Source organism: Prevotella sp. E13-17, from assembly GCF_022024035.1.
Lineage (GTDB): Bacteria > Bacteroidota > Bacteroidia > Bacteroidales > Bacteroidaceae > Prevotella.
Map to the genome: position 1 here is coordinate 998974 of NZ_CP091787.1, position 17622 is coordinate 1016595.

The 17622-nt window shown below is 46.0% G+C and carries 12 protein-coding genes; 11 read left to right on the forward strand and 1 reads right to left on the reverse strand.

Annotated elements, in window-relative coordinates; genetic code table 11:
- The first annotated feature begins 58 nt into the window (after positions 1-58).
- The 4 genes from L6472_RS03575 (at position 59) to L6472_RS03590 (ending at position 6195) form a co-directional block, all read left to right on the forward strand.
- Positions 59-3115, forward strand: coding sequence for a hypothetical protein (locus L6472_RS03575; protein ID WP_237807219.1), 3057 nt, complete (start codon positions 59-61; stop codon positions 3113-3115).
- 119 nt (positions 3116-3234) lie between these two features.
- Positions 3235-4398: an ABC transporter substrate-binding protein gene (locus L6472_RS03580; protein ID WP_237807220.1), complete on the forward strand. Its 1164-nt coding sequence runs from the start codon at positions 3235-3237 to the stop codon at positions 4396-4398.
- Entirely contained in the window at positions 4395-5426 is a 1032-nt protein-coding gene (locus L6472_RS03585; RefSeq protein WP_237807221.1) for an iron ABC transporter permease, read from the forward strand. The genes L6472_RS03580 and L6472_RS03585 overlap by 4 nt, the downstream gene beginning before the upstream one ends.
- Positions 5419-6195 (forward strand): ABC transporter ATP-binding protein, encoded by a 777-nt coding sequence (locus L6472_RS03590; protein WP_237807222.1) that lies wholly within the window; start codon positions 5419-5421, stop codon positions 6193-6195. The genes L6472_RS03585 and L6472_RS03590 overlap by 8 nt, the downstream gene beginning before the upstream one ends.
- 87 nt (positions 6196-6282) lie before the next feature.
- On the opposite strand, the gene cbiD is transcribed toward L6472_RS03590, so the two are convergent.
- On the reverse strand, positions 6283-8061 hold the full coding sequence (cbiD, locus tag L6472_RS03595; protein ID WP_237807223.1) for a cobalt-precorrin-5B (C(1))-methyltransferase CbiD: 1779 nt from the start codon (positions 8059-8061) through the stop codon (positions 6283-6285).
- Positions 8062-8167: 106 nt separating this feature from the next.
- Here cbiD and L6472_RS03600 point away from each other — a divergent pair, with 106 nt between their 5' ends.
- From L6472_RS03600 to L6472_RS03630, 7 genes are all read left to right on the forward strand, one after another.
- Positions 8168-8995, forward strand: coding sequence for a DNA/RNA non-specific endonuclease (locus tag L6472_RS03600; RefSeq protein ID WP_237807224.1), 828 nt, complete (start codon positions 8168-8170; stop codon positions 8993-8995).
- A 431-nt stretch (positions 8996-9426) separates the two neighbouring features.
- Positions 9427-9639 carry a hypothetical protein gene (locus L6472_RS03605; protein ID WP_237807225.1) on the forward strand — a complete coding sequence of 71 codons (213 nt, stop codon included), beginning with the start codon at positions 9427-9429 and terminating at the stop codon, positions 9637-9639.
- 540 nt (positions 9640-10179) lie between these two features.
- Positions 10180-11364: a hypothetical protein gene (locus L6472_RS03610; RefSeq protein WP_237807227.1), complete on the forward strand. Its 1185-nt coding sequence runs from the start codon at positions 10180-10182 to the stop codon at positions 11362-11364.
- Between the two features lie 14 nt (positions 11365-11378).
- A complete protein-coding gene (locus tag L6472_RS03615; RefSeq protein WP_237807229.1) occupies positions 11379-11837 on the forward strand; it encodes a hypothetical protein in 459 nt (152 codons plus the stop codon).
- Between the two features lie 18 nt (positions 11838-11855).
- Positions 11856-13253, forward strand: coding sequence for a hypothetical protein (locus tag L6472_RS03620; protein WP_237807231.1), 1398 nt, complete (start codon positions 11856-11858; stop codon positions 13251-13253).
- Positions 13254-13258: 5 nt separating this feature from the next.
- Positions 13259-16690, forward strand: a complete 3432-nt coding sequence (locus tag L6472_RS03625) for a hypothetical protein (protein ID WP_237807233.1) — start codon at positions 13259-13261, stop codon at positions 16688-16690.
- Positions 16687-17622, forward strand: a complete 936-nt coding sequence (locus L6472_RS03630; protein ID WP_237807234.1) for a hypothetical protein — start codon at positions 16687-16689, stop codon at positions 17620-17622. The genes L6472_RS03625 and L6472_RS03630 overlap by 4 nt, the downstream gene beginning before the upstream one ends.

Sequence of the window (17622 nt, forward strand, 5' to 3'; positions counted from 1 at the left end):
TGCTATCAAAGTACAAACCAATAAAACCAAATTATTATTAACTCAAAACTCAAGTTTTATGAGAAAATTATTACTATTCGTAATGAGCTTGTTGGTTGGCGGCACAATGCTTGCTCAAAGCTCAAACGTTGAGGTGGTTGACAACTTGTCAAAGTACACCGGTACGGAGACCTTCGTCTATAACAAGGCGGATGGCAAGGTTTACGTTCGTAACAATTGCAATAGCTACGAACTCTATGGCGTTTATGAGAAGGTGAATTCTTTGAAGATTACACAGCCTGATTTGCAGGAGGGTGAATATTTGAAGGCTCCCGATGGCGCTTACATCAATCTGAATTACATTCCTAAGAACAATACCCGTGCGGTGGCTGTCATCAAGGCTTCTGAAGGTCCCGACTGGAAGGCTGTCTATGGATGTGGTTACGATAAAGATGGATGGAAAGACCGCTTCTGCTTCTTCTCTACCAATGCTACCATCGACCTTGGCGGTGAGACTGGCGACAAGTCTCAGATGGTTTACGGCCAGAAGATCTGGACCGTGCTGGATGCTGCCGAAGGTACGCTGAAGATTTATGATGATGAGCAGATGACCAATCTGAGAGGTACTGTGACTGACTCACCAAAGGGCGAGACAAATACTTGTAAGACTCCTCTGTATGTGTTCGCTCAGAACAAGGATTATCCTGCCGAGGTAGGCGATCGTGTTCAGACCGACTGCTACAACCCTTACATCGAGCTCTACAACCTGAAGATCTACGAGGGTACAACACTGGTGTTCGACCTCATTCCCGTACTGTCAAACAGCAAGGGTGCCCTGAAGGATAAGGTGAGTGGTAAGATCTTCTATTCTGAGAACGACAAACTGTTCGAGGTAGGTGGCATTGAGTCTGGTATCACCGTATATCCTGGCAAGATGGTTTACAATACCACAGATAATAAGGTTTATAAGTATAATGGTAATGAATTCGAGATCTGCGGCAATGGTGAGCGCACACTCAGTCCTATCGCTTCTACCGATTATAAGAACATGAAGAACTGGATTTGTCCTAACGAGCACTGGGCTTCTGTTTATGGCGAAGGCTCACGTATCTCTTGGGACGAGACCACCGGAACAAGCAGCCTCAATCCTTATGTAGGTACAGGTGGTTGGGAGCCTCTGTCTTACAAACTGACTGTAGAACCTTACAAAGACTACAACGTATCGTTCACCTACGGCACTGGCGGCTGGGGCACATGGGACGGAAACCACAACGAGACCGATAACCCAACAACTCTTCCTTTCAAGATTATCGACCGTGAAAACTACAATCACGGCAATGGTCGCTATAACGACGAGGGCCTGATTGCTTATGCAAAGATTTCTCCAGAAGCAACTGAAGGCAGCAACTATAGCGTTGACTTCACTTCGCCCACAGACATTGCTACATTCATCCTCCAGTTTGGCGTGGTTGATGATGGCGAACATACACCCGCTTACTGGTTCAGCTTCTCTAACTGGTTGGTTCAGGAGTATGTCTATCCCGAGTCTTATCCCGCAGTTAATCCCTTCGGTCCACTGTTGGCCGACCTGATTCCTTCTGTCGAGAAATACGATGGTAATATCACTACAGCTCTGAAAACCAATCTCGATGCAGCTCTGAATAGCGCTAAGGCTGTTGCAGAAAGCAGCGACCTGGCTGCTCAGAAAGAGGCTTACGATGCCCTGAAACTGGCTTTCGACAATGTGAAGGCCCTGAATGCTGACAACTTCACCGCACTGAAGAATACTATCGCACTGGCTAAGGAAGAAGGCTTAGAGTCTCTCGAGTCAGAGTCTTTCTTCGAGGCTGGTACTACCAATGACGAGTTGGACAAAGCACTGAAGAGTGCTCGTGTCGCACGCAAGCAGAATGTGGCTGAGCGTCAGCCCAACGTATTCAAGGGCAATGTTCCTGCCAAAGGCGAATTCTATCTCTACAACGTAGGTCAGCAGCGCTTCCTCACTGGTGGCTCTGACTGGGGTGCACACGCTGCTCTGGGCATGCCTGGCACATTGGTTACTCTCGAGCCAAGCGATGCTGCTGATGGATTCTTTATCAATACTCACCTTTCTAATGGTTCAGATGATAATGGTACGAAGGAATATTTGAACTATCGTGGTTATATGGACTGTCCTAAGGTTGATGACTGGTATTTTGTTGAGGTTGGCGATGGTAAGTACAACATCTATCAGTATGACTATAAAGATGTATATGTGAAGTACAATCCCGATGCAAGTGTCAACGAAGGTCAGGGCGACTGGAATACTGTTGGAACCGAGAACCATCTGCCTGCTGGTCAGGAGGCTGTTGACCCCGAGGATCTTGATGCACAGTGGATTCTGGTAACTCAGGAGGAGCGCTTGGCACTATTGAAGAATGCAACTGCCGAGAATCCTGTTGACGCTTCGTTCATGATTGTTAACCCTGGTTTCAACCAGCGTGCAGAAGTTGAGCCCGCATGGACTCTCTCAGATGCCAGCATTTGGGAACGTGGTAGTAATCACAATGACTTCACCGTTGAGGCTTGGAACAAAGGAAGTATGGTTGTCGATCAAGTCATCAAGGGCTTGGAGCCTGGTTTCTATGAAGTGTCTGTTCAGGGCTACTATCGTGATGGCAACTTCAATCATCAGGTGGATGTCGTTTCTAAGGGTGAAGAGGCTATCCAGAATGCAGCCCTTTATGCACAGTATGAAGAAGTTGCTCTGCCTAACATCACCGTCGATGCTGATAAGGCTCCTGGTCTCGGCACTAAGTCTGCTATTGGCGAACTGCCTAACAATTGCGATCAGGCAGCTCAGTACTTCCAGAATGGTCTTTACAGAACATCTGTTGTTGCTGAGGTCGATGCAAGTGGTGAACTTGCTATTGGTATCTATAAGGATGAGCAACCTAATGTAGAAGACTGGGTCGTTGCCGACAATTTCCGTATCAAGTATCTGGGTGCTACCGATCCTGGCATTGATGGCATCAGCGAGAAGGTGCTCCCCTCGGCTCAGAAGAACAAGATCTTCAATCTGCAGGGTGTCGAGCTGAAGAAGGCCGAGAAGGCTGGTATCTACATCAGCAACGGCAAGAAGTTCATCAAGAAGTAATCTTACAATCTCACCAATAGGTGACTATACATCAAGGTCTGCGCTAAAAACGCAGACCTTTTTTTGTTCGAGTTTCAGAAAAATATTGTAACTTTGTCCGCAGAATCAAATACAATCACATGAAACATTCTGCGAAACATATCTTGTTGAGCAGCCTTGCTTGTCTGCTCGTCATGTTCTGCGCTTGTAGTGGAGGACATCGCCGTTCGGCAGAATCGGCTGCCATCAGCGACTCGCTGTCGAACCCCACCTATGCCAAAGGCTTCACGGTGAGAGTGATGAACCATGGCGTCAGACTCGTTGACGTGGCCGACCCGCAAGAAGACGAGGACCGCATGCCTGTTGACTATCATTTCGCTCTGGTGCCGAAGGGCACTCAAGATGTCGCGATACCTCAGGGCTATGTCAGGGTCGATGTGCCCATCGAGCGCACCATCGTGATGACCATGTTGCAATTGTCCAACTTCATCGCTTTGGATGGCTTGGATGTGGTCAAAGGCATCACCGGCACCAAGAATCTCTTCAACAAGGACGTGCGTCGGCGAGTGAAGGAGGGCCAGATTGTCAAGATTGGCATGGAGGGCAACTTCGACACCGAGCTCATCTTGGCTGCTCACCCCGAGGTGATATTCATCTCGCCATTTAAGCGTGGCGGCTACGAAGCAATCAAGGAGACCGGCATCACGCTGATTCCGCATTTGGGCTACAAGGAGCTGCATCCGCTGGGACAGGCCGAATGGATCAAGTTTGTTGCTATGTTTACCGGACAGGAACAGCAAGCCGATTCGCTGTTTGACCACATAGCCCAAAACTATCATCGTGTGAAAGTCAATCCTAACAGTCTGGCGGATGACGCCATTCCCACCGTGTTCAGTGGCGAGATGCATGGCGGCAACTGGTATGCCGTGGGTGGCAAGAATTCGCTGGCACAGCTCTTCCGCGATGCTGGTGCCGATTATGTCATCCACGACGACAACACCGGTGGCGTCAACATTGAGTTCGAACAGATGTATGCCACCGCTGCCAATGCCGACTATTGGCGCATACTCAACAGTTATGAGGGCGACTTCTCTTACGAGGCGCTCCTGCAGGCGGAGCCCCGCAACAAGCTGTTCAAGGCTTTCCGCGACAAACACGTCGTCTATTGCAACATGAAGCAGACACCTTATTACGAGATGGCCCCCGTTAGGCCCGATCTTGTTCTGCTCGATCTGGTGCATATCTTCCATCCCGGGCTGCTCTCTGACGACCATCAGCCTGTCTTCTATCACTTGCTGAAATGAAAAAGACGCTCTTGCTCATTCTCGTGCTGATGCTCGCCATCGTGGCGCTGCTCGTTCTGAACCTTCTGCTCGGAACGGTGCGCATTCCTTTTGCCAGCGTGTGGCGCATCCTGCTGGGCAGCGAGGACGAGTCTGAGATATGGCGCAACATCATCTTCTCTTCGCGTGTACCCCAGGCGCTGACAGCCCTGGTGGCTGGTGCCGGATTGGCGGTCAGTGGCTTGCAGATGCAGACTGTGTTCCGCAATCCGCTGGCTGGTCCTTCGGTGCTTGGCATCTCCAATGGCGCCTCGCTGGGCGTGGCCTTTGTGGTGCTGCTCTCGGGTTCGCTGGGGGGCGTGGCTCTCAGCCGTCTGGGCTATCTGGGCGATGCAGCCATTTCGCTGGCAGCCATCATCGGTGCACTGCTGGTGATGGGGCTCATCGTGTGGGTAGCTTCAAAGGTGAAGGGCAACGTGACGCTGCTCATCATCGGTGTGATGATAGGCTATCTGGCCACCGCCATCATCGGTGTCTTGAAGTTCTTCTCTGCCGAAGAAGACATCCGCGCCTATGTGGTGTGGGGGTTGGGCTCGTTCGGACGTGTGTCGGGGGGGCAGATGTTGCTCTTCGTGTGCCTCATGCTGCTATTGCTACCCCTCAGCATGCTCACGGTGAAGTCCATGAACCTCTATATGTTGGGCAACGGCTATGCCCGCAACCTGGGGTTGAACGTGCGGCGCACCCGTACTTTCCTGATTCTCAGCTCGGGCACACTGGTGGCCATCGTCACCGCCTACTGCGGTCCAATCATGTTCATCGGTCTGGCAGTGCCCCACTTGGCACGTGCCATCTTCCGCACCAGCGACCATCGCATCCTCATGCCAGCCTCGTTGCTGACTGGCGCTGCGCTAGCGCTGTTCTGCAACTTGGTGGCTCGCATGCCTGGTTTCGAAGGTGCCTTGCCTGTCAATTCCGTCACCGCCCTGATTGGCGCTCCCATCGTGGCTGGTGTGTTGTTCCGCAAAAGAAAGGAGAATTATGAGTGATATATCTGTTCAGCTCAACCAGCTGTCTATCGGTTACAAGCAGAAACATCAGCAAAAGCTGGTGGCGCAGGGTATCACCGCTACCATCGCTGAGGGACAGCTCACCTGTCTGCTGGGTGCCAACGGCATTGGCAAGTCCACGTTGCTGCGCACGTTGGCAGCCTTCCAATCGCCACTCCAAGGCGAGATATGGCTCGATGGCAAACAACTTGACAGCTACACTGATCGTCAGCTGAGTCGCAGGGTGGGCGTGGTCTTGACCGAGAAGCCCAACATCCGCAATATGACGGTCGGCGAACTGGTTGGCCTGGGGCGTGCACCCTATACGGGCTTCTGGGGACGGCTGAGTGCCGAAGACCGACGTATCGTCGATGAGAGCCTTGCTCAGGTGGGTATTCAGAACCTGACGCAGCGCATGGTCGATACGCTGAGCGATGGCGAACGGCAGAAGGTGATGATTGCCAAGACGCTGGCTCAGCAGACCCCTGTCATCTATCTCGACGAGCCCACGGCCTTTCTCGATTTCCCCAGCAAGGTGGAGATGATGCAACTGCTGCGCCGACTGGCCCACCAGATGCAGAAGACGGTGTTTCTCTCAACCCACGACTTTGAGTTGGCACTGCAGGTAGCCGACACGTTGTGGCTCATGGAACCGCAGGCGCTCCACATCGGCACCGCCCGCCAACTGGCCGACCGTGGTGTGCTGTCACGCTTTGTCGAGCGCGATGGTATCAACTTCGATGCCAATAACCTGCGGGTGAAGATATAACATATACCAACCCTTTCAACCCCTCCCCAGCCCTCCCGAGGGAGGGAGTTAAGAAAGTATCCCCTCGGGGAGATTTAGAGCGGATGGTTAGTAAATTTCCCCTTCTTCTCCAATCAAAAGGATGGTCAGTTCGCCATCGGGCAATAAGGGCTTACAGTGTCTCATACAGTGGTCGATAATCGTATCGGCCATTTTTTGTAGTTGTTGCTTTGGCACCAGGGTCCATAGTTCGCGTGCCAAGGTCATGTGCTCTAAGTCGATGTCTATGCCGGCTTCGTGCAACATGCTGCCGACGAAGGCCTTGTCCATCACGGTTTTCTTGCTGTGGGTGTCCAGATGTCCTGCCGCCAGCTTCACCGCCTTGCCCAGCATCACGCCCAGCGTCACCTGCTTGAATCCCAACTCGTGGGCTGCCTTCAATGTCTCGCCCACAAAGTTGCCATACTCCACAAAGGCTTGCGATGGCAGGGTGGGATAGAGCCCTTTCACAAATCGCTCGCTCTTGCCGCCGCTATTGATCACCACCCGTTCCGATTCACTGGCCTTTGCCACCTGCATACACTTGCGTATGCTGCTGATGAATGCCTCTTCTGAGAATGGCTTCACGATGCCGCTGACGCCAATAATCGAGATGCCTCCTTCGATACCTAGTCGTGGGTTGAAGGTCCTTCGGGCTATCTCGGCACCACCAGGGACGGAAAGCTTGCAGACCCACCCCCGGCCCCTCCCTGAATGGAGGGGAGTGGTTAGACCTTCCAGATTCTTTTTAATCATCTCGCGAGGCCCCTTGTTGATAGCTGGCTCACCAGGAGGATAGTCGAAGCCCGGCAGTGTGAAGTGGCCGATGCCTTCCCCCGCCACTATTTCCCAATTTCCAACAGAAAAAGAAGCTTCACTTCCCTTTGGAAGGGGCTGGGGGTAGGCTTCTATCTTTATCCCGTCCGTCACGTCGGGGTCGTCGCCAGCATCCTTGATGCAGTAGGCATAGTCCTCGCCATAGCCCACCGCCACCATGATGGTCTCGCCGTCGGGCAGTATCACTGGCACCTCCTGGGGCCGCTCGCCGCTCATCATCCTGCAGGCAGCCACCACTGCCGCCGTGGCGCATGTGCCAGTGGTCAGTCCACTGTGCAGAGGAAAGAACTCTGGCAACAGCCGCTCCACGGCACGGCGCAATCCGTAGGGACCATTGCATCCTGTGGCATAGTCTTCAAAGGGTAGTCTCGGCTTTCTGATGGCAATAATCCTCATGCCCAGTCGGCGTGCAGCCGCCACCTTCTCGCTGAAGCCACCACTCTCGCCGCTCTCTTTCAGCAGGATGGCATCGGCCTTCACGTCGATGGTGTCGCCGTCTTCATAGAAGCACAGCTGTTCGTCGGTGGCGCCCTGCGCCCTGGCCAGTGCTATCGATGAGGCACGTCTCAGTATGCGGTAATAAACCTTGATGCCCTTAGCCTCCAGCGGTTTCAGCTTGCCGATGGTCTGTACTCCGGTGGTGGCCAACAGCGAACAGATGTCGGTAGGCACTTCGTCGTAGCTGTCTATCCATTCGATGTCGGCATCGTGAGCCGGATAGATGCGCTCGTAGCGCACTGCGGGGATGCCCAGCGCCCGTGCCACCTCGCCGATGGTTTTGTGCAGTTGCGAGGCAAAGGGGTGGGCTGCATCCACCACGAGGCGTATGTCGTGATGGCGACAAAACGTGCGCATCGCCTCGCCGTCCATCGCACCGTCAATGCGCACGCCGTGTTTGAGCGTCAGCGCCTGCTCGCCCGTCTTCGTGCTGTAGTAGAATGTGCTTCCGCTCTCCTCCAGCACCTCTGCCGCCTTGCGTCCTTCCGTTGTTCCGCCAAATACCAGTATCATGCCGCTGCTTTCAATTTTTGGCAAAAATACGAAGAATAAACGAAACAGCAAAGTTTCAAGCCGCGATAGTTTGTTTTATTCTTAAAAACATGCTACCTTTGCAATAATGAAACAGAGAAGACATAAAAACAGACGTAGCAGCTATGGCTGGATTGGTCTGGTGCTGCTCCTCATCGTGATAGGTGTGGCCCATACCCCGCTATGCTCGCCCGAGGCAGACGCTGAGTTGACGTCGCCAACAGACGTCGGCACTGACCAGTTACTGATTCCTTCGGTTGACAACGGGGATGGTGCCGGGTTGGTGCTCAGGCGCACCTCTTATGTGGTGTCGTATAATGCAGAGACCCGCTGTCCCAACTGGGTGGCATGGCAGCTCACTGCCGACCATGCCGACGGCCCCCTGCGGCGCATGAGCAACTTTCACGAGGACGACGACTGTCCGCAGCCTCGTGCCACACTGCAAGACTACCGTGGCAGTGGCTGGTCGCGTGGTCACATGTGTCCTGCCGGCGACAACAAGTGGAGCCGTCAGGCCATGTACGACTCCTTCTCGCTGGTCAACGTCTGTCCGCAGAATGCCAAGCTCAACAGTGGCGTGTGGAACAGTATCGAGACCGACTGCCGTCGCTGGGCCCGCCAGTATGGCGAGGTGTATATCGTTTGTGGTCCTGTGTGGTCTCGTGGGCCTCGTCGCACCATCGGCGCCAATGCCGTTGCCGTGCCCGATGCCTTTTTCAAGGTGGTGCTCCGCCTGTCGCCCACGCCTCAGGCCTTCGGCATCGTGGTGAAGAATACCGAGGGCACCCGCAAGCGCGACCTCTACTACAACAGCGTCGATCAGGTGGAGCGCATCACCGGCATCGACTTCTTCCCCGCCTTGCCCGATGATGTCGAGCGTCAGGTAGAAGCCACCGTCGATATGACAGCATGGTGATACTCTGTGCTCTTAGGTTGTTGCCAACTTGTAGCTCTATGCAAAAGAAATTTGAATATTTCCTAAATGCCATGCATCGGAGATGGAAAAGTGCCACTTCCCGTTTGGAATAGTGGCACTTTTCATTTCTAATAGTTCCGCTTTTATCATGCAATACGGACCGTTTTGTTCTTCGTCCAGCCCCTGGACGACTCGTATCCAGGGGCTGGACGCGCTATTCCTAGCCCCTGGACGCGGTCAATCCAGCCCCTAAAAATGGTTAGTCCAGCCCCTGGATCCAAAGTGATTGTTGCGGTTTTAGACTTTAGAAATGCCATTCTTAGACTTTAACATCACCTGTCCTAAACTCTAAAATGCATCCTTTTACACTTTAGAATCAGCTTTTCTAAAGTCTGGGTTTGCTCTAAAACCAAGGAACAGCTACAATCCTTTTGACAGACAATAGCTTTCGTGATTACTATAAGCCCACTGCCGCCCTTTTTGACGCCTGTGCCGAAGGCCGCCTACTTATCCTTAGCCCCTGGCCTTATGAAAGTACAAAGCGCCATATCAGCCGCTCCGATTGCGTAACTCTGAATGAACTGGCAGAGGAGATATGTAATCATCTGAACGGTTCACAACCAGATATACACCCCAATCATTGATTTGTCCACGTTTACTATAGGTTTCAACAAATAACAAAGCCTCGCGAAAATATTTTTTTTCTTTTTTTTCTTGTCAAATATTTGCGGTAGTCAATTATTCTTTATATTTTTGCAAAGTTCTTTCCAAATGCTGAAAGCCCTTGGGTATTCACAGGAGGTGGGACACATACATATTAAAGGCGTTTTCTGAACGCTTTGGTTTTGACGCTTTGAGAACTTCGCAACTTCCAAACTGTCTGTCAAAAACAAAGCAACGGGAACGCCCCTTAGTGGTGTAATACATTATGCCCGCCAGAGATGGCATGGGCGTGATATATACATCGGCGTGGGGCTTTCAGCGTTGCTCGGTTAGACGGACAGGGTAATGCGAAGACCTTCAAAGCGTGGACCGGGCACGGAACTGGCTCCACGTTTTTTGTGTGTATGTAAGTGATAACCTAAAATAATTTATGACCGAGAATGGAGCATGTATCGGTAAAAGGATTCCTCCGTGGAAATGCAAACTTTTAAGAGTTGGACATCTGCGGACAACAAGTGAATATGAATAAAAAGCTTTTCATTCCAATTGCGCTATGCTCCTTAATAGTTGTGGTTGTCATCATGACGTGTGTGGGACCTAAAAACAAAATAAAGATTGAATGGGAGAAGGTGTCAGTACCAACTTTTAACGATTCCATAGAGTTGAAAGTCTATGTAGAAAATTCTGGAAGTATGGATGCTTATATGTGTTCTGGATCAAATTTGAAAGATGCTGTTTTTGACTATATTAGTGACCTTGAGAAGTATTCAACATCCGACTCTCTTTTCTATATAAACTCCAAAATAATACCTTATAATAATGGAACTCTTGAGGCATATATAAAAGACTTGACACCACAATCTTTTGCGAAAGCTGGTGGAGATAGGAGTAATACAGATTTGAGAAATATATTCTCAATGATTATGGGGGCACATGAAAACAAGACGGTTTCTGTCTTGATTTCAGATTGCATCTTAGACATTCCACAAAGTGCAACAGACTATTTTGGGAACTGCCAAGTTCACATTAAAAATGTATTCAACAATGCTTTATTAAAGTACCCTTATTTGGGAGTTGAAATAATTCAGCTGGAATCAAAATTTGACGGATTTTGGTTTTGTGGCAGGAACAGCAAGAAATTGTCAGGCATTAAACGTCCATACTACATATGGTTAATTGGTGATCAGCGGATTCTAGCAAAACTCAATAAATCCGTGAAAGTTGATAATATTATTGGAGGCATCAAGAATTATAGTGCATACGCATCCTCACAGCCTATTCCGTTTTCCTTTCAGAAGTCAACATTCAAAGTCAATCATACAAAGAAAATCAAAGTTGAACTTGTCACTGACTTGACAGCATCTCTACAAAGTAGCCTTGTAACCAAAAATCTTGGTAACTATAAGGTTTCAAATCCTTCCCAAATGACAATATTATCTGTACAAGATATAAATGCCGCAGATAGTAAATACTCTCATGTCATAGAATTTGAAGTCACTAATCCTGAGACAATGGGAGAGGAGAATGTTTCTTTTTCTTACCCCTATTTAGATTCATGGGTTGAAGCAGCCAATGACTCCACGGGTACAATAGACAATAACATTGACAAAACGACAGGTATTCTTTCTTTGGTTAAAGGTGTAGCAGAAGCATACAAAGACCATACAAACTATGGAACAGTATCATTCAGCTTGAAAAACAAATAAAAAACGATTAAAATATGGGAGAATTTTTCGGAAGCATTTATTGTTGGCTTGAGGACTTCTTTGGACTCGAATTAGCAGACTATCTTTGGGGACAGTCGTCTCCAGAGCAACAGAGTAACATGTACATTGGTATTGGGCTATCGATGCTATGTATTACATTCTTTATGGTGGTAACCTACTACTATGTAGTTAATCATCCTCGACTAAACAACTGGTGGGGGTGGTTAATTTTTGCTGGTGTAAACGCTGCGATTAACTTTGTAGTTGGCTGGCAGTGGGTTCTGAAAGACTATTATGATGGGCTAATGGTTGCTGAAAGCGCAACTACCGGCAAAATGGAAGATCTGCATATTTACGAATCAGACATTCTGGCCTTTGGCGTTACAAACATGATAGATGCTATTCTTGCCTTCTTGATTCTCTCTTACATTATCAAGTGGTGGAGTTCTAATTGCTCTCGTGCACCTTTCTAACTTCAAACAATTTCAATTATGGCTAAATTATATATATTTGGTATAGGGGGTACAGGCGCTCGTGTCCTCCGTTCTTTTACAATGATGATGGCTTCTGGTGTAAACATTGGTTCTGATGAGATAGTGCCAATTATTATTGACCCAGATGCTTCCAATGCTGATTTGACACGAACAGTTGCCCTGATGAACAACTACAGAGCCGTACACTCAGAATTGACTTTTACAAAAAAGAATGAATCCCAATTCTTTAGAAAAGAACTGTCTCAGATTCTAGTTAATTACACTTTGCGCATTAACGATACTGATGACAAAACCTTTCAGCAGTTTATCGACTTGGCGTCCATGGAGAAATCATCACAAGCGATGATGAGAATGCTATTCTCAGAAAAGAACTTGGCTTCGTCTATGGATGTTGGTTTTAAGGGGAACCCCAATATCGGAAGTGTTGTGCTAAATCAAATTGTCGATTCAGATGACTTCCAGGATTTTGCTAATAATTTTGAATCAGGCGATAAGATATTTATCATTAGCTCAATCTTTGGTGGAACGGGCGCAAGTGGTTTTCCTTTGCTGTTAAAGACTCTCAGAACAGGAACTTCGTTTCCTAATAATGATTTGATAAACAAAGCTGAAATAGGAGCCATTACTATTCTGCCTTACTTTAAGCTAAAGAATGATGACGAGAGTGAAATAGACTCTTCAACATTTATATCAAAAACAAAATCCGCTTTAGCTTACTATGAGAACAATATAAGTAAGAATGGTTCTATTGATGCCATCTATTTCTTGGCAGATAATATGACCAATACTTATGAGAATCATGAAGGTGGCTCTGCTCAACAAAATGATGCACATCTCATTGAATTTCTTGCTGCTACAGCTATTGTGGATTTTAGTAACAAAACTCATCAGAACACAACGAACAAAGAACTTGGCCTAAAAGATGTAACTGGTGGAGCCATTACATTCGATTCCTTCTATGACAAACAGAAAAAGATGCTCTTTGCCCCACTCACAGAATTTATGATGATGGCAAACTGCTTAACACACAAAATGAGTTATTACTCTTCGAAGGATTTCAATGCCAATAATGACAATTTTAATGGTTTATACAATTCTTCTTTCATGTCTGAATTGCAATCGATGGCTGCTTTGTTTATTGAATGGTTAGACGAAATGAAAAGGAACAAACGTTCTTTGGATTTGTTTAACCTCAATTCAAAGGATAAACCTTTCGATATTGTAACAGGATGTAAGCCAAAGAAAATTGTAAGTCTGAAGTCGGATTACGACCTAGTTACAGATAGACTGAATTCTGCTGTGAAAAAATGCCAAAGTAACGACAATAATGACAAATTCCTGGAGATGTTCTATCTTGGCATGTCAAAACTTTTTAATGAGAAATTTAATGCGTAACCACTATGTCTAAAGTATTCAGATTATATAAAGAAGGAACCACAACCTATCAGGGGTGGAATGAAAGCCCCGCATTTCCTTACAATTCAAATGCACGAGATACTATTGAAGATCCAGATGGTGCCAGTGCAAAAAACGAGATAACATCAATACCGTCACCTTTTGCCAGAATAGATTTAGTTAAAACAGCATTCAGGGAAGTTTGCCGTAGAGCGACTAAAGATATAAAAGAACTGGATGGTAATACCATTTATCACAAGATGGTGTCTGATTCCTTGGATGTTGGAGAGATATTCTTTAATATAGACAAGTTTAAGGAAAAAATAGAAATCATCACTTGGGATCCATCGTCAATGATACCTGTACTTAAAAATGACAACAACGTCAGTCATTTCTATGTTGCAGACGCATTGGACAAATATCTGCAATCGGATGCCAAGACTTATAATTTCGGTCAATTACAGAACATCTACCTTCTTAACTATACGAAAGGTCCTGATGAACTAAATATTATTGGCGCAACTTCTCCTGCTACCCTCTTCTTTAGTGGCGCTAATAACCTTGAATATATACAAGACATATTCTTTGCAAATAATGACCGTCCTTTTGATGGCGATTATGTAGCCCTATACAATCGTGATTTTGATTATATTAAGGCATGGTGGACATTGCGAAAGACGATTCCGTCCTTCTCAAATCTCTTTCCAGAAATTGAGTCCTACCTGAATCTGACATTTAAAGCCATTTCAGACCAACAGATTAAGAACAAATTAAATGCTATAACGTCGGCATCAGCGAAGGATTTTGATTTTATTGATGTACAAACACATCAGCAAAGCAATCAGGTTGAAGTGCTTGGAACCGTCTTGTTTAAGAAAAAGGGCAAAGCTGAAATAGAAAACGAGTTCACGATTCGCCCAGAGCGGAATATCGTAGGAGTCAAACCCCTTGTACTCCCTGTTGAATCTGGTAACAAGTATTCAAACCTTCAGTATGCTAATGGTGTATGGGGTAATACGAACAAAGCACCATATAAGCCAATAATAGCAGACATTGAGAGAAGAACACTCCCTTATGATGGCTCTGTATACTCGTATCTTACAATAAGTGATTTTCTTGAAGACACGATAGTCAAAGTTCCTCATAGCCTTAATAAAAAGTACTTCTTTAACGGAAACTTGAATGAGGAAGAAGAGATGACATCATTCCTACTCCCCATCAAACCCTTGTATTTCCGTTATTTCTCTATAGAGACATTGAATTCTACAATGCCAGATGGGAAACTTGCTTTTGAAATGGAATCCGTAGCAGGAGGCTCTGTGAACGTAATTATCCGTATTCCTATCACAGGTAATGGTAACATCAACTACATCGAATATCAACGTATCTATTATGCGCAGCGCCAAGCTGACGTTTCGGAGACTCAGAATTCCGGTGGTATGACAACCTTCGACTTTACTGGTCTGGTAATGCCCAGTATGAAGTTCCAGAACGAAGAGGATGCAATATATACCGTATCATGCGTTAGCACCTTCTCCAATCAGTTCCGATTCGATTTCTATCGTGAGAGTGAAATTATACGCGACATACCTGTAGATTGTAGAAATCAGGAAAGAGGCCTTTTCGATTTTAAGGCAGAAACATATACTATCCAAAATAATAATTTTGACTTTATTAGAGTTTCCAACAAGGGGGGAATTAGTAATGTTATCATCCCCAACTTCCTTACGCATCAAAATTTGGAAGATTTTGAATTTGCAATTGACTTAGGAACATCTAACACACACATTGAGTTCAAGAAAACTGACAATAACGGTTCAGAATCATTCAATTATAAGGAGTCTGAGGCTTTATTTGGACTATTTTTTGTACAATCCTATCGTGAAATACAGGGAAAACTCATTCCCTTGGATTTGATTGATGAAAACGACTTAATAGTACGTGATTTCATTCCTGTTGCAGTTGGGGACGAATCTGATTTCTCTTTCCCAACTAGGACAGCTTTGTCATACGCTAAATCTACTGATTGGACAGAGAAATTGAGAACATTTGGCCTGATAAATTTCGATATTACTTACAATAAGAAGTTAGGTATTGCATATAATGCTAAACCAATGGTAAATATTAAATGGAGTAGCAAACCAAATGCCCAGTCTGCAATGCAAGCGTACATACGCAATATCATGATGATCATTCGTAACAAGGTGATTGCCAACAACGGCAATCTTGCCAGAACAAAAATTACATGGTTCTATCCGAATAGCATGTCTCCACGCCGGCTTTCTCAGCTAAAGAATGCATGGAATGATTCATATTCAGAATTGTTCAATCGGGATGGCGCTACAAGAAACATCTCTGAGTCGGTTGCTCCAATCCAGTTCTACTTCCGTAGATATGCGACTGCAACGAATCTTGTTAATGTTGATATTGGTGGAGGAACTACAGACATTGCTTTTTCATCTAACGGCAAAGTGGAATATATCACCTCTTTCAAATTCGCTGCAAACTCTCTTTTTGAGGATTCCTTCTCCGATATTAACCCGAATAATGGTATCGTGGACTGGTTTAAGAATGATATTCTTGGCCTCCTTCAGTCGAAGCCAGAGTTGAACGAACTTGTTAATATTTTTAACAGCAACTTGGGACAGCCTGCGAACATGGCCTCCTTCCTATTCTCGCTGAAAGACAATTCTGCTACGAAGAGTCTTGCCCAAAACAACATTGACTTCAACAAGATTCTACAAAATGACACGAAGTTTAAGTTGGTATTCATCATCTTCTATACTGCAATCGTCTATCACATTGCACAAATAGTCAAAACAAAGGGATTGAAAGCACCACGACACATCGCATTCAGTGGTAATGGTAGTAAGATTGTTGGCATTATTTCATCCGATCCAAAGATTCTTGGTAAATACACCAAAGTAATCTTTGAAAAAGTGCTTGGCACAGAATACGAATCAGCCCTTGATATCCTCGGTTTGGAACAAGGATCAAATCCCAAAGAGTCCACCTGTAAGGGTGGCTTGATTGCAACCGAAGCCTATGAGGAAGAACCGGAGACTCTTATCCTGCGTGATTCTTCTGGAAAACTTGCAAATGTCAATGACACATACGCTTCCATTTCTGATACTCATAAGGCTGAAATTGTGAAGACAGTCAAAGACTTCTTCAGATTTGCGCTGACAGATATTCCATCAGCATTCAATCTGGACAACAATTTCGGTGTTGACAACGTGACAATGAAGATTGCAAAAGAAGAGTGTACAAAGGATTTGGAAACTTACCTTGACAAGGGTATAGAACTCTCTATCAAAGAGTCTGGCAACAAGGACAACCCAATCGAAGATGCTATATCATTCTACCCGATTAAAGGTGTCCTGCAGTCTCTTTCAAGCAAAATTCATGAGTATTATTTAGAAAATCCAAGCAAATGAAAAAGATATTAAACACCATTATATATATAGCTATCATCATGGCTGTATCTTCCTGTAGTTTTTTTGAGGAAGACAAATCTCAAAAAGACTCCAAGGAGATATCTTCAATTGAAGGGCTAGCTCCAGAAATAAAAGCACACATTGTGGAACAAGACTCTTTAATGAAAGATCTAGTGAATAAAGTAGATACTTTAGCAGTAGCTCTTAATCAAGTTCAAAAAGGGAATTCTGAATTAAGAGAGAAAATTGAGAATATTGAGAGTCCTAGAAGCACATGGGCATGGATGTCTATGGGTGCCATAGTTCTATCGATAATAGCACTCTTTTTGGCACTCTTTAGGCGGGGGTTGGACGAACATGAAGTCCGTGCTGTAGTAGGTGACCGTTTGGATAGCTCTCGGAGAATAAAGGAATTGATTTTCAATGTCAATAGCCTCATGAATGAAGCACAACGTAATTCTCAAAACACATCTTCAAGTTCTTCCAATTTATCAAGTAGCATAGAAAGTCGCATTCAAAAATTAGAAAATACATTGCAGGAAGTTGTAACGTATTTGAATTCTCAAAAACCTATACTAACTCACCAGCAGACCTCTTATGGATATTCTAATTCTCAGCAAGAAAGGACATCTGAAGTAATCCGTGCTGGTTATGCAAATATTAATACAGGTAAATATTTTACTAAGATTTTGGATTCGAGTCAGGAAACGTGTGTGTTCTCCATCAAGTTCAAAAATGAGAAAAAAGGTGAATTTACAATTATCTCATTAGATAAAATAAAATCTAGAAATGGATGGCAGGAAGTTGTTGAATATACGGGTTCAATAGAAGATGCAACCAGTTTCAAGGAAATCGAAAAAGGTATCTGCGAAAAGTATGATGAAAACACTTGGGAAGTTACAAAAAAACTTAAAATCAGACTACTGAAGTAA